This is a genomic window from Stenotrophomonas sp. PI_27, from assembly GCF_027854495.1.
Taxonomy (GTDB): domain Bacteria; phylum Pseudomonadota; class Gammaproteobacteria; order Xanthomonadales; family Xanthomonadaceae; genus Stenotrophomonas; species Stenotrophomonas pavanii.
The window spans coordinates 237162-253298 of record NZ_JAJNOF010000005.1; the positions used below are offsets into that span (position 1 = coordinate 237162).

At 67.3% G+C, this 16137-nt stretch carries 15 protein-coding genes and 1 pseudogene; 6 read left to right on the top strand and 10 right to left on the bottom strand.

The features are described from left to right. Positions 1-7 precede the first annotated feature (7 nt). On the top strand, positions 8-430 hold the full coding sequence (locus tag LRM18_RS08805; protein WP_005411127.1) for a F0F1 ATP synthase subunit epsilon: 423 nt from the start codon (positions 8-10) through the stop codon (positions 428-430). Positions 431-637: 207 nt separating this feature from the next. On the opposite strand, the gene LRM18_RS08810 is transcribed toward LRM18_RS08805, so the two are convergent. Beyond that, positions 638-1021, bottom strand: a complete 384-nt coding sequence (locus tag LRM18_RS08810) for a GtrA family protein (protein WP_270953596.1) — start codon at positions 1019-1021, stop codon at positions 638-640. Positions 1022-1104: 83 nt separating this feature from the next. Between LRM18_RS08810 and glmU the strand changes: the two genes are divergently transcribed. Together glmU and LRM18_RS08820 are read left to right on the top strand one after the other, a co-directional pair. Then, positions 1105-2472, top strand: a complete 1368-nt coding sequence (gene glmU / locus LRM18_RS08815) for a bifunctional UDP-N-acetylglucosamine diphosphorylase/glucosamine-1-phosphate N-acetyltransferase GlmU (protein ID WP_049466599.1) — start codon at positions 1105-1107, stop codon at positions 2470-2472. Continuing rightward, positions 2441-2974 (top strand): GNAT family N-acetyltransferase, encoded by a 534-nt coding sequence (locus tag LRM18_RS08820; RefSeq protein ID WP_270953599.1) that lies wholly within the window; start codon positions 2441-2443, stop codon positions 2972-2974. Before glmU ends, LRM18_RS08820 begins: the two co-directional genes overlap by 32 nt. Positions 2975-3021: 47 nt before the next feature. Here LRM18_RS08820 and LRM18_RS08825 read toward each other — a convergent pair. The 7 genes and pseudogenes from LRM18_RS08825 to LRM18_RS08855 form a co-directional block, all read right to left on the bottom strand. Then, positions 3022-4446 (bottom strand): annotated as a pseudogene (locus LRM18_RS08825) (HAMP domain-containing sensor histidine kinase); the annotation flags it as partial. Then, entirely contained in the window at positions 4371-5717 is a 1347-nt protein-coding gene (locus LRM18_RS08830) for a sigma-54 dependent transcriptional regulator (RefSeq protein ID WP_064239236.1), read from the bottom strand. The gene LRM18_RS08830 and the pseudogene LRM18_RS08825, both read right to left, overlap by 76 nt. Before the next feature lie 125 nt (positions 5718-5842). Then, entirely contained in the window at positions 5843-6226 is a 384-nt protein-coding gene (locus LRM18_RS08835) for a PDZ domain-containing protein (RefSeq protein WP_164688600.1), read from the bottom strand. Position 6227: 1 nt separating this feature from the next. Then, entirely contained in the window at positions 6228-7430 is a 1203-nt protein-coding gene (locus LRM18_RS08840) for an FtsX-like permease family protein (protein ID WP_057495084.1), read from the bottom strand. Between the two features lie 21 nt (positions 7431-7451). Beyond that, complete coding sequence (locus LRM18_RS08845) at positions 7452-8756, bottom strand: ABC transporter permease (RefSeq protein WP_270953604.1); 1305 nt, start codon at positions 8754-8756, stop codon at positions 7452-7454. Positions 8757-8766: 10 nt separating this feature from the next. After that, positions 8767-9489 carry an ABC transporter ATP-binding protein gene (locus tag LRM18_RS08850; protein ID WP_049466611.1) on the bottom strand — a complete coding sequence of 241 codons (723 nt, stop codon included), beginning with the start codon at positions 9487-9489 and terminating at the stop codon, positions 8767-8769. A 24-nt stretch (positions 9490-9513) separates the two neighbouring features. Then, positions 9514-10791, bottom strand: coding sequence for an efflux RND transporter periplasmic adaptor subunit (locus LRM18_RS08855; RefSeq protein ID WP_049466613.1), 1278 nt, complete (start codon positions 10789-10791; stop codon positions 9514-9516). 202 nt (positions 10792-10993) lie between these two features. On the opposite strand from LRM18_RS08855, the gene glmS reads away from it, so the two are divergent. Together glmS and LRM18_RS08865 are read left to right on the top strand one after the other, a co-directional pair. After that, positions 10994-12832, top strand: a complete 1839-nt coding sequence (glmS, locus tag LRM18_RS08860; protein ID WP_270953607.1) for a glutamine--fructose-6-phosphate transaminase (isomerizing) — start codon at positions 10994-10996, stop codon at positions 12830-12832. A gap of 448 nt (positions 12833-13280) precedes the next feature. Then, complete coding sequence (locus LRM18_RS08865) at positions 13281-13712, top strand: CBS domain-containing protein (RefSeq protein WP_064239232.1); 432 nt, start codon at positions 13281-13283, stop codon at positions 13710-13712. 67 nt (positions 13713-13779) lie between these two features. On the opposite strand, the gene LRM18_RS08870 is transcribed toward LRM18_RS08865, so the two are convergent. Continuing rightward, positions 13780-14208, bottom strand: a complete 429-nt coding sequence (locus tag LRM18_RS08870; RefSeq protein ID WP_049464657.1) for a VOC family protein — start codon at positions 14206-14208, stop codon at positions 13780-13782. 90 nt (positions 14209-14298) lie between these two features. After that, entirely contained in the window at positions 14299-14814 is a 516-nt protein-coding gene (gene gloA / locus LRM18_RS08875) for a lactoylglutathione lyase (RefSeq protein ID WP_270953610.1), read from the bottom strand. A 124-nt stretch (positions 14815-14938) separates the two neighbouring features. Between gloA and LRM18_RS08880 the strand changes: the two genes are divergently transcribed. After that, complete coding sequence (locus LRM18_RS08880) at positions 14939-16051, top strand: PLP-dependent cysteine synthase family protein (RefSeq protein WP_057495081.1); 1113 nt, start codon at positions 14939-14941, stop codon at positions 16049-16051. The last annotated feature ends 86 nt before the right edge of the window (positions 16052-16137 follow it).

A 16137-nucleotide genomic window follows, 5' to 3' on the forward strand; every position in this document is an offset into this window, starting at 1 on the left:
GATTTGCATGAGCACGATCCGTTGCGACATCGTCAGCGCCGAGCAGGAAATCTTCCGTGGCGAAGCGACCCTGGTCGTGGCCACCGGTGAGCTGGGCGAACTGGGCATCGCGCCCAAGCACGCGCCGCTGATCACCCGCCTGAAGCCGGGCAAGGTGGTGGTGACCACGCCGAACGGCGAGCAGCTGGATTTCGCCATTTCCGGCGGCATCCTGGAAGTGCAGCCGCAGGTGGTGACCGTGCTGGCCGACACCGCGATCCGCGCGCAGGACATCGACGAAGCCTCGGTCCGCAAGGCCAAGGAAGAAGCCGAGCGCATCCTGGCCAACCGCGGCGAAGCGATGGAAGTGGCCGAAGCCCAGCAGAAGCTGGCCGAGGCCGTCGTCCAGCTGCAGGCACTGGAACGCCTGCGCAAGACCCTCAAGCACTGAGGTTCGCGCAGCATCCACGAGAACGCCGGCCCCGTGCCGGCGTTTTTGTTTGGCGCGGGCAGGGCCGACTGGCTGGAGCCGACCGGGTAGAGTCGACTGTTAGTCGACTATCGCGCGCAGCGCGGCATTCTGGCGACCTGATGGAAGAGCAGTCGACTGACAGTCGACTCTACCAATCCCAGCCCCGATCCCGATCCTGGTGCCGTCTCAGCGGTACACCACGTAGCGCATCAGCAGGAACGACACGCACGCCAGACCGCCTTCCACCAGCGGCTTGGCCAGCCAGGTGTACTGCAGGCCCAGCGCCTGGTCGACCAGGCTGACCAGCAGCGTGCTCGCCGCCGTCAGCAGCAGCCACAGCCCGAAGAAGCGTGCAAAGCGCTTCCATCCCAGCTTGCGGGTACCGGCCTCTGCAAAGGTGTAGCGGCCGTTGAGCCAGAAGCCCAGCAGCATGCCGGCCAGGCGACCGGCGATGTTGGCTGGCGCCACCGGCATGCCCAGCGCGGTGGCGGCCACAAACACCAGCCAATCGACCAGCAGCTGCACGAGCCCAATCACGAGGTAGGCGCCTCCCTGGCGGACGAGGCTCATCGGCATGGTGAAGGAGGAAGGATGCCCATGTTAACGGCCCACGCTCTAGAATCACCGGCAACGAATTACGGACCGCCGCTCCCATGACCCAAGCCCTGCACGTCATCATCCTCGCCGCCGGCGCCGGCAAGCGCATGAAGTCGGTGCTGCCGAAGGTGCTGCAGCCGATCGCCGGCCAGCCGATGCTGGCGCACGTGATCGATACCGCCCGCGCGTTGCAGCCGGCGGCCATCCACGTGGTCTACGGCCACGGTGGCGAGGCGGTGCGGCAGTACTTTGCCGACCAGCCCGACCTGCAGTGGGCCGAGCAGGCACAACAGCTCGGCACCGGCCACGCGGTGGCGCAGGCAATGCCGCAGGTGCCCGATGCCGCGCAGGTGCTGGTGCTGTACGGCGACGTGCCGCTGATCCGCGCGCAGACGCTGCGCGACCTGCTGGCCGAGCCGGGGCGACTGGCGGTGCTGGTGGCCGAGGTCGATGATCCGACCGGTTACGGGCGCGTGCTGCGTGACGCCGAGGGCAGGGTCGGCGCGATCGTCGAGCAGAAGGACGCCACCGACGACCAGCTGCGCGTGCGCACGATCAACACCGGCATCATCGCCGCTGAATCCACCGCGCTGCGACGCTGGCTGTCGCAGCTGTCCAACAGCAACGCACAGGGCGAGTACTACCTCACCGACGTGTTCGCCTTCGCCGCGCATGAGTACACCCCGGCCGAAATGGCGCTGGTGGCCGACGCGCAGGAAGCCGAAGGCGCAAACGATCCCTGGCAGCTGTCGCAGCTGGAGCGTGCGTGGCAGCGTCGCGCGGTGCGGGCGTTGTGCGCGCAGGGCGCGCGGGTGCGCGATCCGGCGCGCCTGGACATCCGCGGCACGGTCACCGTCGGCAGTGACGTGCTGATCGATGTCGATGTCATCCTCGAGGGCAACATCGTGCTCGGTGACGGCGTCACCGTGGGCCCGTTCAATCGCCTGAAGGATGTCAATCTGGGCCCGGGCACCGAGGTGCGCGCGCACTGCGATCTGGAAGGCGTGGTCACCGAAGGTGCCGCGCTGGTGGGACCGTTCGCGCGCCTGCGCCCCGGTACCGTGCTGGCCGATGGCGTGCACGTCGGCAACTTCGTTGAAACCAAGAAGGTCACCCTTGGCGTCGGCAGCAAGGCCAACCACCTGACCTACCTGGGCGATGCCGAGATTGGCAGCCGGGTCAACATCGGTGCCGGCACGATCACCTGCAACTACGATGGCGTGAACAAGTCCACCACCACCATCGGCGACAACGCGTTCATCGGCTCCAACAGCTCGCTGGTGGCGCCGCTGACGATCGGCGAGGGCGCCACCATCGCCGCGGGTTCGGTCATCACCCGCACCGCTCCGGACGGCAAGCTGACCCTGGCGCGCGCACGACAGGAAACGATCGATGGCTGGAAGCGCCCGGTCAAGAAGCCCTGAGCCACGTGTCCCGCGCGCCGACGAGCTCGGCCTGTTGCCGGCAATTGAACAGCGTGCCGGCGAACTGCTGAAGGGCCACGAAGCCTATCCGGTGTTTGCCGGCCACGGCCTGGACCTGCAGGCACTGCAGGATGGCCTTCGGCGCGGGCAGCTGTGGGTGGTCGATGCCGCTGAAGGCGGTATTGCGGGTTACCTGCTGGGCGGCGAGCTGTGCGGCGAGTTCCATGTCGTGCAGATGGATGTGGACCCGGCACATGCGCGTCGTGGCCATGGCCGTGCCCTGCTGCGGCATGCCGTGGCGCAGGCCAGGGCGGCCGGTTTTGCCGCCGCGGTGCTGACCACCTTGAGCGATGTCCCGTGGAATGCAGCCTTCTACGCCAGCGAAGGGTTCGTTGAAGTGCCGGAAGCGGAGTGGAGCGAGGGCCTGCGCGCGGTGATGGCCGAAGAGGCCGCGTTGGGGTTCCCGATACACCTGCGGGTGGCGATGCGGCAGGTTGGGTAGGTGCCGACCTGGGTCGGCACATCCACGCATGGCGTGGATCTACCCGATCAAGCCACCGGCAACAGGATCGACACGCACAAGCCGCCATCACCGCGGTTCTGCAGCGACACCCGTCCTCCGTGCGCCTCCACGATCTCGCGGGTCAGCGCCAATCCCAGGCCGGTGCCATTGCGCTTGGTCGAATAGAAGGGCATCAGCGCGTTCTGCAGCACCTGCTCGTTCATGCCCTTGCCGCGATCCAGCACATCCAGGCGCAGCCACTGCGGCAGCCGCGTCAGCTGCACCCGCACGTCATCATTGGGCGGATCGGCTTCGGCGCAGGCTTCGTGGGCGTTCTTCAGCAGGTTCAACAGCGCCTGCCCGAACTGCGCGATGTCGATGCGGCTGCTCAGTTCCTCGTCCGGCTCCTGCTCCAGGGTGAACGGGATCTGCTGGCGCAGGCTGGACAGGAAGGGCGCCCAGTGCACGGTCTGCAGTTGTGGCTGGGGCAGCTTGGCAAAGCGCGCATAGCCACGGATGAAGCCCTCCAGGTGGCGCGCCCGGTCCTCGATGGTGGTGAAGATCTCCGGCAGCCGTTCGAAACGCTCCCGCTGCACCAGCACGCCGCCGGAATGGGCCAGCGAGGCGATCGGTGCCAGCGAATTGTTGAGCTCGTGGCTGATCACCCGGATCACCTTTTTCCACGTCTGCACTTCCTGGCGGCGCAGCTCGGCAGTGAGCAGGCGCACCAGCAGCAGATCGTGAGGGCGGCCGTTGAGCTGGAAGGCGCGGCGGGAGAGGTGATAGACCTGCTCGTCCTCCTCATCGCCTTCTTCGCCCTCGGCATGCACCGCAAAGAGGCTGTCGCCGCCGCGGACGATGGCATCGCGCAGCTCCACCGGCACCTGCTCCAGCACCTCTTCCAGGCGCTGGCCCTCCAGCTTCCAGCCGCCGTGCAGCAGCTTGCGCGCGGCCAGGTTGGAGAACACCACGCGGGCGATGCCATCGCCGCCGGATGCAATCAACAGCATCGCCACCGGCGTGTTCTGCACCATCGTGTCCAGCAGCAGTTCGCGCTGCACCAGGCCCTGCCGCTGTTCGCGCAGCACATCGCCCAGCTCGCGGTGGGCCTGCACCAGGTCGCCCAGTTCGTCGTTGTCCGGCCAGTACACGCCGAAGGTGTACTCGCCGTCGCGGTAGCTGCTGGTGGTGCCGGACAGCGCGCGCATCAACGAGCGCACCGGAGCGGTGGCGCGGCGCAGGGTCCACCACATCAGCGCCAGCAGCAGCGCCGCCGACACCGAGGTCACCACCCAGCCATGGTCCATCCAGTAGGCCAGCAGCCACGGCAACGCAGCGGCCAGGGCCAGCACCGGCAGCAGGCGCAGGAACAGGCGGAAGGTGAACGAGCGCCGTTTCATTCGCGTGGGATGCCGTGCCGGTCCATGCGCCGGTACAGCGCCTGGCGGCTCAGGCCGAGCTCGGCGGCCGCCTGGGCGATGACGCCATGGTGGCGCGCCAGCACGTCCTCGATGCGCGCGCGGTCTGGATCATTGCCGGCGCTCGCGGTGGCGCGCGGTGCCGGTGCCGCACGCGGCAGGTTGAGATCGGCCACGTCGATGCGGTTGCCGGTCGCCAGCAGTTCGGCGCGCTGGATCACGTTGCGCAGTTCGCGCACGTTGCCCGGCCACGGGTGCCGCTGCAGGGCGGCAGCGGCGGCGCTGGCCAGCGGCTTGCCGGCAGCCAGGAAGCGCTCGGCCAGCGGCACGATGTCACCCGGACGTTCGGCCAGCGGCGGCAGCACCAGTTCGACCGTGTTGAGGCGGTAATACAGGTCCTCGCGGAAGCTGCCGTCGCGGATCATCGCCGGCAGGTCGGCGTTGGTCGCGCTGACCACGCGGACCTTGACCTGTCGTTCGCGGTTGGAGCCCAGGCGCTCGAAGCGGCCGGTCTCCAGCACGCGCAACAGCTTCATCTGCCCGCCCAGCGACAGGTTGCCGATCTCATCCAGGAACAGCGTGCCGCCGTCGGCAGCTTCGAACTTGCCTTCGCGTGCCTTGTTGGCGCCGGTATACGCGCCGGCCTCGGCGCCGAACAGTTCCGCCTCGATCAGTTCCGACGGCAGTGCGCCGCAGTTGACCGTGACGAACGGGCCCTTGGCCACCAGCGAGTTGGCCTGGATGATCTGCGCGATCTTCTCCTTGCCAGCGCCGTTGGGGCCGGTGATCAGCACGGGCAGCTCCGAGCGCGCGACCTGGCAGGCCAGGGCGATGACGCGCTCGCTGGCCGGATCGGCGAAGACCGCGCCACACAGGTCGTACTTCTCCTCCAGCGCAGTGCGCTGCCGCAGCTCACGCGCGCGCCGCCGGTCCAGCTCGCGACGGGCCTCGGACAGTTCCAGCAGGTTGTTGACCGTGGTCAGCAGCTTGCGGTCGTCCCACGGCTTGGCCAGGTAGTCGGCGGCACCGGCCTTGACCAGGTCCACTGCGCTGCTCAGGTGGGTCCAGGCAGTCAGCAGGATCACCGGCAGGTCCGGGTGGCGCGCGCGGATCTGTGCGAACAGCGCTTCGCCCTCCTCGCCGGAGGTGGTGTCCTCGCTGAAGTTCATGTCCTGGATCACCAGGTCGACCGGCTGCGACTCCAGCAGCGCCAGGCCCTCGGCCGGGCTCTGCGCCTGCAGGGTGTCGATGTCGTGCAGGGAGAACAGCACGTCCAGCGCGGTGCCCACACTGGCGTTGTCATCGATGATCAGGATCGAAGGCATCAAGCGGTTCTGCAGAAAGGGATGGGCGGCACCGATGGAGCCGTGTTCGTGTCCGTACGCCGGGAGAGCCCGGCGCCACCCATCAAGCATAGCCAAAGCCGTGGCCATGCAGGCGTTGCCGCTTCTCAGGGGCGGGGCGGAGGAGGCGGCGGCGGGGGCGGCGGAGCGTCCAGCGCCTGGCGCCAGGCGTCCACATCCACCGCGACGCTCACCAGCCGTCGCTCCCGCCGCAGCAGCAGGTAGGCCCGCGCGGCGGGGGAATCGATCAGCGCCCGGGACAGGTGATCGATCTGGTACACGGGCGTGTCATCCACGCGCAGGATGCGGTCCCCGCGGCGGACACCGAATCGGCCCTCCGGGCGCGCCGCCTCCACCTGGATCTGCCCTTCGGTCGAGTGCAGCGCCAGCCGGGCCTCGCCCTGCTGCCACTGCAGGGTGCTTGCGCTGCCACCGCCGGCAACTGCCGGCAGTGGGAGGAGCATCAGCAGGGTCATCAGCCGTGTGCGCATCTCAGGCTCCGCGCGTGGCGACTGCGGGGGGGACCGCCGCAGCGCGGCGCGCCGGGCCGAACACCGCGACCTGGCCCAGCGTCCACAGCAGCAGGGCGCCCAGCGGCAGGTACAGCAGCGGCATGCGCGGCAGCTCGTACAGGTTCATCAGTGCCAGGTTGATCGCGTAGGCGGCCAGCATGCCCAGCACGATGCCCAGCGTGGCCAGCAGGAAGTTTTCGGTCTGGAAGTAGCGCAGGATCTGGCCCCGGGTGGCGCCGAGCGCGCGGCGGATGCCGATCTGCTTGCTGCGCTGCTGCACCCAGAAGCTGGCCAGCCCGACGATGCCGAGCGCAGTGACCACCAGCAGCGCCACGCAGACGGTGATCAGCAGGCCGACCATTGCGCGGTCGTTCTTGAAGAAGTCCTCGCGCTGGTCGGTGAACGACTGCTTCTCGCGGATCAGGCGGTTGGGATCGTTGCGGTCCAGGGCCGACAGTGCGGCCTTGAGCACCTCATCGCGGCGCGCAGGATCGGTGCGCAGCATGTAGATGCCATCGCCGAAGACGCGGCGCACCGGCATGATCATGGTGTCATCCCAGTTGTTGCCCCAGCCATTGGGCGTGGCCAGCGTATCGACGATGCCGATCACGTTCACCGTCTGCTTGCCCATGTAGTACGTCTTGCCCAGCGCATTGCCGTCCGGCGCCATCTTGTGCGCGGCGGCCTGGCTGAGGATCACCGGCGTGCCGTTGGCCTTGCTCAGGTTGTCGAAGTCGAAGTACTCGGCCGGCTGGAAGTCGCGGCCGGCAACCAGGTTGAGGCCCAGCGTGCGCAAGGCGTCTTCGGAGAACGTGTACATGCCGACGCTGGCCGTCGGCCGTTCCTGGTTCATTTCGCGCGAAATGCTGGTGTTGGACGAGCTGTTGCGGAACGGCACCTGGTTGATCACGCTGACCGCGGTGACCCCGGGGATGGCGCGCAGCGATGCCAGGTCCTCGCGGGTGCGGGCGGCGGCATCGGTCTGCTTGCCGACGCCGGTCACGCGGACCAGGACCAGCTCGTTTTCGGCCATGCCGCTGGTCCGGCTGATGCGCTCCACGCGCTGGCTGACCAGGAACAGGGCATTGCAGACGATGGCGCAGGTCAGGGCGATTTCAAGCACGATCAGCGCGGCAGCGGTCTTGTGCCGGCGCAGGGTGCTGAGGATGGGGCGGATGTCCATGGGAGGTCCTCGTTCTCGTGCTTACTGCGACTTGAGCTGGATGGCGGGAGTGACCTGCATCGCGCGCCAGGCGGGCAGGAAGCCGGCGGCGAGGCTGGCGAGCAGGGTCAGGCCCAGCGCGAGCAGCAGCATGCTGCCATCCAGGTGGGCCAGCTGCGCGTAGCTGACGGGCTGCTGGCGGACCGCGTACAGCCCCAGCAGGGCCAGTCCGATGCCGAGCACGCCGCCGACCACACCCACGGCACCGGCTTCGACCAGGCACTGCAGGAAGATCTGGCCGCGGCTGGCGCCCAGCGCGCGGCGCACACCGATCTCGCCGCTGCGGCGCAGGAACTTCGCCAGCAGCAGGCCGACCGTGTTGACCAGGCAGACGCCGAGGAAGCCCAGGGCCAGCCACAGCTGCAGCCGCACGTCGCTGGGTACCGCGCCCTTGAAGTCCAGCCACTCCATCACGTTGCGCAGGCGGACGTTGACCGGGCGTTCGAAGCGGCTGGCCTGGCGCTGCAGGCTGGAGTAGTTCTCCAGATAGCGCCGGTAGTCGCCGGCCTTGGACGGATCCATCTCTGCCCAGTACTGCAGGTAGGCGCAGGGCGCGTTGACGGAGTAGCTGTTGGCGCCGTCGGGATTTTCACCGAAGCAGTTCATGTTGCCATTGCTGCCCAGCTGCAGATCGAACGAGGTGGAGATCGGCGCCAGCAGATCCTCTTCCTTGCCGAACGCGCCGGTGGTGAGGTCGAAGAAGTGTGGCTCCGGGTTCCAGGCCTTCATGACGCCGACGATGCGCAGCGCATTGCCCTCGAGCCGGATTTCGCGACCGACGCTGTTCGCGCCCTGGAACAGCTTCTCGTTGAGCGCCTTGGAGATGACGGCCACGCGGGCCCGCCCGTTGTCGTCCTCGCGGGTCCACGGCCGCCCGTACTGCATGGGCACGTTGAACATCGGGAAGAAGTCGGCCGAGGTCCAGCGGGTGTCGATGGAGAACGGCTTGAGCGTACTGTTGTCCGGTTCGATCGTTGCATCACCGGCAGTCATCATCACCTGGCGCTCGGCTTTCGCTTCGCGCAGCAGCGCTTCGGCGTCATAGCGCGTCATCTGCTCTTCCGGTTCCTCCTCAAGGCCGAAGCCGTTGCGGGGCCGCGGGTCGATCTGCGCGTAGAACAGGCGCTCGCTCTTGTCCGGAATGGGGTTGCCGGACAGGACGTGGAACACGGTCAGGGTGGTCATCGAGGCACCGATGCCGAGCGCGATGGCCACCACCATCAGCGCGGTCAGGACCTTGTTGCGGCGGAAGCTGCGTACCGCCAATCGGGCGTAGTAGGCGAACATGGCCGGGCCCTCACTCGTTGACGGCGACGATGTGGCGCGGCGTGGCCAGCACCGGCTCGCGGACCAGGTCGGTGACCTGGCCGTCGACGATGTGCACGTTGCGCTGTGCACGCGCGGCCAGTTCCGGATCATGGGTGACCATCACGATGGTGGTGCCGGCGGCGTTGATCTCCTCCAGCAGTTCCATCACGCCGCGCGCCATCTGCGTGTCCAGGTTGCCGGTCGGTTCGTCGGCCAGCAGCAGGCGCGGGCTGCCGGCCAGCGCACGCGCGATCGCCGCGCGCTGCTGCTGGCCACCGGACAGCTCATTCGGGTAGTGCTTCATGCGCGAGCCCAGGCCGACCTGGGTCAGCGCCTTCTCGATGCGTTCGCGGCGCTCGTTGGCGCTCATCTTGCGGTAGCGCAGCGGCACGTCGACGTTGTCGAACAGGTTCAGGTCGGGGATCAGGTTGAAGCCCTGGAAGATGAAACCGATCTTCTGGTTGCGCAGGCGGCTGCGGGCGTCGTCGCCCAGCGTGCTCACGTCCTGGCCGTCCAGCAGGTAGGTGCCGCTGGTGAAGGTCTCCAGCAGGCCGGCGATGTTGAGGAAGGTGGTCTTGCCGGAGCCGGACGGACCCGTGACGGCGACGAACTCGCCCTCCTTGACCTGCAGTTCCAGTGAGCGCAACGCGTGGGTTTCCACCTGTTCGGTGCGGAAGACCTTGGCGACCGAACGCATTTCGAGCATGTACATGGGGTGTCCTCTCTCCAGAATGTGTCAGTTGACGGAGACGCGTTCGGCGTCCTTGAACAGGTCGCTGCCGGAGACCACGATGCGGTCGCCCGGCTGCACACCCGACTTGATTTCCACTTCGCCCAGGCTGCTGACGCCCAGTTCCACCGGACGCCGCACGGCGGTGCGGCCATCCATCACGTAGGCCATGCCATTGCCCTGCTCGACGAACGGGCCGCGCTCGACCTTCAGCACGTCCTTGCGGGTATCGAGCAGCACCCGCACCGACATCCGCTGGCTCTGGCGCAGGCCTTCCGGCTGCGCACTGGCAAAGCGCACGCGGGCGTTGACCTCGCCGTTGACCACTTCCGGCGACACCGCGCTGATCTCGCCCGGGAAGGGCTTGCCGTTGCCGCCGGTCAGCTGGGCCGGCATGCCGATCGCCAGGTCGCGGGCGAAGCTTTCCGGCACCTTGATCTCGACTTCGAACTTGGACAGGTCGACCACGCCCAGCACCGGTGCATTGGCGGCCAGGTTGGTGGACTGGACGGCCTGCACCTGGCCGACCTGGCCATCGAACGGCGCGCGCAGGGTCAGTGCATCGACCTGGCGTTGCACCTCGGCCACCACGGCCTTCTGGCGGTCGGCCAGCAGGCGCTTGTTGCGGGCATCCAGGTCCGCGCCCTGGCTCTGCAGGCGCGCATCGGTGGTGGCGTTGGCCAGGGTGATGTCGGCCTTCTTCAGCGAGTCCTTGGCCTTGGCCAGGTCGATCTGCGGCACCGCACCGCCGTCATAGCCGCGCTGGTAGCGCTGCAGGTCGCGGTCGGCGGCCTGCCGTTCGATCGTGGCCTGGTCGGTTTCCTTGCGCGACTTGGCGCGGGCCAGGGTCGCGTCCAGCGCGGCGCGGCTGGCCTCGGCTTCCAGGCCCGCCAGCGTTGCCTGTTCCTGGGCCAGCTTGCTGCGCAGTTCCGGGCTGTCGATGATCGCCAGCTCCTGGCCCTTCTTCACCACGTCACCGGCAACGACCTTCAGGTCGACGGTGCCGGCCGACACGGCATACAGGATCGGGCTGTTGGCCGCGATCACCCGTCCATCGGCGGCGATGTCGCGGACCAGATCGCCCCGCTTCACCTCCGCGATGCGCACGCGGCTGCTGTCGAAGGAGCGGCTGGCATTGGACCAGGCATGCACCGCCCAGCCGATGCCGGCCAGCAGCGCGATGGCGCCCAGCGCCGGCCAGCGGTAGCGGTGCCAGCTTGCGCGGGAGGTGCCGGCCGGGGCGGAGGAAACGATCTGGTCCTGTGCGGAAGTGTCGCGGATCATCGGTGCGTGCCTGACGGTGGTAGCCAATAGCAAGCACGTAGCGTGCCAACTTTATTTCATTGCAGATCAATGATTTGGGTGGCTTCCACGAGTGTCCGGGTGTCCGCGGACACCTTTCCGGACACTTTCATTAAGCGGACAGGAGGGCGAAGCCGGACGCGCGGGCTAGAATGCGCCGATCGTCTTCATGGAAACGCGTGACATGTGTGGAATCGTGGGTGCAATCGCCGATCGCGACGTGGTGCCGCTACTGATCGAAGGCCTGAAGCGGCTTGAGTACCGTGGCTATGACTCCTCGGGTATCGCGGTGATCGACCACGCCGAGCGCCCCGAGGTACGGCGTGTGCGCCGTACCGGCCGCGTATCGGAAATGGCGACGGCGGCTGAAGCCGAAGGCTTCCATGCGGTGCTGGGCATCGGCCACACCCGCTGGGCCACCCATGGTGGCGTCACCGAGGCCAACGCGCATCCGCACATCAGCCACGGCGTGGCGCTGGTGCACAACGGCATCATCGAGAACCACGAAGAGCAGCGCGAGAAGCTGCGTGCGCTGGGCTACACCTTCGAGTCGCAGACCGACACCGAAGTCATCGCGCACCTGATCCACCATCACCTGAAGGGCGGCGATGACCTGCTGGTGGCGCTGCAGCACACGGTGAAGGAGCTGACCGGCGCCTACGCGCTGGCCGTGGTCAGCCGTGCCGAGCCGGAGCGCTTCGTCTGCGCGCGTATGGGCTGCCCGCTGCTGGTGGGCCTGGGCGAGGGCGAGAACTTCGTCGCCTCCGACGTCTCGGCGGTGATCTCGGCCACCCGCAAGGTGATCTTCCTGGAAGAGGGCGACACCGCTGAGATCCGTCGCGATGGCGTGCGCATCTTCGATGAGCATGACCGGCCGGTCGAGCGCGATGTGCACCTGTCCGACGTGTCGCTGGCATCGCTGGAGCTGGGCCCGTACCGCCACTTCATGCAGAAGGAAATCCACGAGCAGCCGCGCGCACTGGGTGACACCATCGAGGCGGCGATCGACGCCGGTGGTTTCCCGGCCGAGCTGTTCGGCAAGAACGCCGAAGCGGTGCTGTCGGGCATCGAGGGCGTGCAGATCATTGCCTGCGGCACCAGCTACTACGCCGGCCTGACCGCGCGCTACTGGATCGAGGCCATCGCTGGCCTGCCGTGCAGCGTGGAGATCGCCAGCGAGTACCGTTATCGCGCGGCCTATGCCAACCCGAAGCACCTGATCGTCACCATCTCCCAGTCGGGCGAAACGCTGGATACGATGGAGGCACTGAAGTACGCCAAGTCGCTCGGCCACACGCACACGCTGTCGATCTGCAACGTGCCGGAAAGCGCGATCCCGCGCGCCAGCGAACTGGTGTGCTACACCCGCGCCGGCGCCGAGATCGGCGTGGCCTCGACCAAGGCCTTCACCACCCAGCTGGCCGCGCTGTTCCAGCTGACCGTGGTGCTGGGCAAGCTGCATGGCCGCATCGACGGGGCGCAGGAAGCGGATTACCTGGAGCAGTTGCGCTTCCTGCCGGGCAGCGTGCAGCACGCACTGAACCTGGAGCCGCAGATCGCGGCGTGGGCCGAGCGCTTCGCGCGCAAGTCCAATGCGCTGTTCCTGGGCCGTGGCCTGCATTACCCGATCGCGCTGGAAGGCTCGCTCAAGCTCAAGGAGATTTCCTATATCCACGCCGAGGCCTACCCGGCAGGTGAACTGAAGCACGGCCCGCTGGCGCTGGTGGACGAGGACATGCCGGTGGTGGTGATCGCCCCCAACGACAGCCTGCTGGAGAAGGTGAAGTCGAACATGCAGGAAGTGCGCGCCCGTGGTGGCGAGCTGTTCGTGTTCGCCGACCAGGACAGCAACTTCAATGAGTCCGACGGCGTGCACGTGATCCGCACCCCGCGCCACGCCGGCGTGCTCAGCCCGATCGTGCACACGATCCCGGTGCAGCTGCTGGCCTACCACACCGCGCTGGCACGCGGCACCGACGTGGACAAGCCGCGCAACCTGGCCAAGAGCGTGACGGTGGAGTAACAGCTGTCGGATGGCGGCGACGCTGCAAGCGAAGGGGGCCCGCGTGGCCCCCTTTCGTTTGCAGCGGTGGCAGCGCCAAGTGGGACAGCGGCCGGCTGTTCTGTCCGCGGGCGGCAGGCGTCCGTCAATCTTTAATGCGCAGGGCCGGCAGTATTCAGCGGCGGTTTCAGCCGCGGTGCCATTCTCTGGATCGTCAGTTGGTTCCCACGACGAACTGTCCCATCGATGCCGGTAGTGACCGAGGGTCGCAGTCGTAGAATCGATTGGACCGAGGTCCGGGTTGAGCGGTTGAACCCTTCCTCGTTCGCGTTGCAGCACGTCGCCTGCCGAAGCATTCGATGCGGCAGCCGGGTGCGCCAGACGTGCGCTGAAAGGTCTGTTCCCGGGGAGGGGGCGTATCGGAAGAGCACACTTTTTTGACTTCAGTGACCTGCACCAGGAAACAAGAATGAACGTCCGCGAACTCCTGCAATCCAAGAAAGAAGCTGTCATCACCATCGATGCCGAAGACACGATCGGTGCCGCCGCCCACAAGATGAGCGCGAACAGGATCGCTGCGCTGGTGGTGATGAAGGACGGTGCCCCGGTCGGCATCATTTCCGAGAAGGACATCGTGCGTACCCTGGCCGACGACGGCCCGCAGGCCGGCCGCCGGGTGATTTCCAGCCTGCCGTCCACCGGCCTTGAGGGCATTGCGCCGGACGCCACGCTGAAGCAGGCCATGTCGCTGATGACGTACTCGCGGCGCCGTCATCTGATGGTGACCGACGGCAACCAGCTGGTCGGCATCCTCAGCCTGGGCGATATCGTGAAGAACCTGCTGGGCGAGCTGGAGCTGGAAAAGGCCGTGCTGCAGGATATCTACATGGCGGCCCACTGAAGGCCGCAGCGCTGGATGCAGGGAAGCCGGGCATTGCCCGGCTTCTTCGTTCACGGCGCCGGTGAAATCAGAACGTGACCTTCACCGAATCGGCGCTGTAACTGGCCGGGCCGTGGTAGACCACTTCGATGTTGTTGCCATCCGGGTCGAGCACGAAGGCGCCGTAGTAGCCCGGATGGTAGGGACGTTCGCCCGGCGCGCCGTTGTCGGTGCCACCTGCGGCGATCGCGGCGGTGTGGAAGGCATCGACGGTCGCGCTGTCACGTGCCTGGAACGCCAGATGGTGGCGGCCGGTCAACTGGCCAGCGGCAGCCTTGCTGCTGGCGCTGGAAATGAACAGCTCGTCGGCCCAGAAGAAGTCCGGCCCTTCGCCGCCCAGCGGCACGCCGATCGTATCAAACACCGCCTGGTAGAAGCGGCGGCTGGCGGCCAGGTCACGCACCACCAGCTGCAGGTGGTCGATCAAGCGGCCGCGGTGCAGTTCCATCGTTTCCATGCGAACCTCGCAAAAAAGGGGACGGAGGGGATTAAGTCGCTTCCGGCCAATAGTGCCAGAAACGGCTTAATCCCCTCCGTCCCCTTTTTGTCAGTTGGCGATGATCTCGACCCAGTAGCCGTCCGGGTCCTTGATGAAGGCCAGGTTCTTCATGCGGCCGTCGGTCAGGCGCTTCTGGAAAGTCACGCCCAGGTCTTCGAAGCGCTGGCAGGCCGCCTCGATGTCCGGCACCGACACGCAGATGTGGCCGAAGCCGCGCGGGTCGCTGTTGCCGTCGTGGTAGACCGCGCCCTGCTGGGTCTCGGTGCCGTGGTTGTGGGTCAGTTCCAGCACGCCCGGCAGGCCGGCCATCCACAGGCGGCGCTGGCTGTCGTCTTCCGGCACCACCGCGCCGGTCGGCACATAGGCCAGGAAGTACAGGCTGAACTGGGCCTCGGGGAAGTCGCGCTTGTCGATCAGCTGGTAGCCGAGTACGCGGGTGTAGAAGTCTAGCGAGGCGGTGATGTCCTTGACCCGCAGCATGGTGTGGTTGAACACAAAGCCGCTGGTTTCGGCCGGGGCCTGGGCGGCGACGCCGGGGACATCGCGCAGGGCGGGAATGGTCATGGGGGAGGTCCTTCAGACAGGGCCGTTGCCGGCCGGATGGCCCATTCTACCGGCCGGCACCTGACGGCACTGCGACGTACAATGGCTGGATCGCACCGTTCCGTCCTGAAGACGATTGCCCGCCATGTCGCAGCGTGAATGGGTGGCCGCCGCCATCCGCAAGATCGAAGCCGATTTCAACCGTTCCGCCGATACGCACCTGATCCCGCTGGCACTGCCCGGGTTCGAGGGCATCGACCTCTACCTGAAGGATGAATCGAGCCATCCCACCGGCAGCCTCAAGCATCGGCTGGCGCGTTCGCTGTTCCTGTACGCGCTGGCCAATGGCTGGCTGCGCGAAGGAAGGCCCGTGATCGAAGCGTCCAGCGGCTCGACCGCGGTGTCCGAAGCCTATTTCGCGCGCCTGCTCGGCCTGCCGTTCATCGCCGTGATCCCGGCCACCACCTCGCCGGAGAAGATCGCCGCGATCGAATTCCACGGTGGCCGCTGCCACCTGGTCGAGCGCGCCTGCGACCTCAACTGTGATTCGGAAAAGCTGGCCCGCGAAACCGGCGGCCACTTCATGGACCAGTTCACCTATGCCGAGCGCGCGACCGACTGGCGCGCCAACAACAACATCGCCGAGTCCATCTTCAAGCAGATGGCCGAAGAGCCCAGCCCGGTTCCGGAATGGATCGTATGCAGCCCCGGCACCGGCGGCACCGCAGCCACGTTGGGCCGTTATGTCAGCTACCGCCGGCATGACACCCGCATCCTGTGCGCGGACCCGGAAGTGTCGGTGTTCTTCGATGGTTACAGGGCCGCTGTGGCGGGTGAACAGGACTGGCGCGCGCTGACCTGCAGCGGTGGTTCGCGCGTGGAAGGCATCGGCCGGCCGCGGGTGGAGCCGAGTTTCATCCCGACCAGCGTCGATGCGATGGTGAAGGTGCCCGATGCGCTGAGCCTGGCCGCCATGCGCCATGTGAGCCGGCAGTTGGGGCGCCGCGTCGGCGGCTCGACCGGGACCAACTTCATCGGCGTGCTGCAGGCCGCGCAGTGGATGCGCGAGGCGGGCCACCGCGGCAGCATCGTCAGCATCCTGTGCGACAGCGGCGAGCGCTATGCGCAGAGTTACTACGACCCGGCGTGGTACGCGCGGATGGGGATCGATGTCGACGGCGCCGACGCACAGCTGGCCGCAGCGGTGGCCGGGCAGGGCTTGCCCGAACTGCCGTGGTGCAGTCTGGAAGCGCTGTAGCACGGCAACGCACGGCCGGATCTGCATCGGCTGGGTAGCGTCGACGGTTGCTCGACTGCTCTCCGTTCAGGTCGTGAAATTGCCGC

Coding starts and splice junctions, on each gene's coding strand:
- LRM18_RS08805 (WP_005411127.1), top strand. CDS start 8: ATGAGCACGATCCGTTGCGACATCGTCAGCGCCGAGCAGGAAATCTTC.
- LRM18_RS08810 (WP_270953596.1), bottom strand. CDS start 1,021: ATGAGCCTCGTCCGCCAGGGAGGCGCCTACCTCGTGATTGGGCTCGTG.
- glmU (WP_049466599.1), top strand. CDS start 1,105: ATGACCCAAGCCCTGCACGTCATCATCCTCGCCGCCGGCGCCGGCAAG.
- LRM18_RS08820 (WP_270953599.1), top strand. CDS start 2,441: ATGGCTGGAAGCGCCCGGTCAAGAAGCCCTGAGCCACGTGTCCCGCGC.
- LRM18_RS08830 (WP_064239236.1), bottom strand. CDS start 5,717: ATGCCTTCGATCCTGATCATCGATGACAACGCCAGTGTGGGCACCGCG.
- LRM18_RS08835 (WP_164688600.1), bottom strand. CDS start 6,226: ATGCGCACACGGCTGATGACCCTGCTGATGCTCCTCCCACTGCCGGCA.
- LRM18_RS08840 (WP_057495084.1), bottom strand. CDS start 7,430: ATGGACATCCGCCCCATCCTCAGCACCCTGCGCCGGCACAAGACCGCT.
- LRM18_RS08845 (WP_270953604.1), bottom strand. CDS start 8,756: ATGTTCGCCTACTACGCCCGATTGGCGGTACGCAGCTTCCGCCGCAAC.
- LRM18_RS08850 (WP_049466611.1), bottom strand. CDS start 9,489: ATGTACATGCTCGAAATGCGTTCGGTCGCCAAGGTCTTCCGCACCGAA.
- LRM18_RS08855 (WP_049466613.1), bottom strand. CDS start 10,791: ATGATCCGCGACACTTCCGCACAGGACCAGATCGTTTCCTCCGCCCCG.
- glmS (WP_270953607.1), top strand. CDS start 10,994: ATGTGTGGAATCGTGGGTGCAATCGCCGATCGCGACGTGGTGCCGCTA.
- LRM18_RS08865 (WP_064239232.1), top strand. CDS start 13,281: ATGAACGTCCGCGAACTCCTGCAATCCAAGAAAGAAGCTGTCATCACC.
- LRM18_RS08870 (WP_049464657.1), bottom strand. CDS start 14,208: ATGGAAACGATGGAACTGCACCGCGGCCGCTTGATCGACCACCTGCAG.
- gloA (WP_270953610.1), bottom strand. CDS start 14,814: ATGACCATTCCCGCCCTGCGCGATGTCCCCGGCGTCGCCGCCCAGGCC.
- LRM18_RS08880 (WP_057495081.1), top strand. CDS start 14,939: ATGTCGCAGCGTGAATGGGTGGCCGCCGCCATCCGCAAGATCGAAGCC.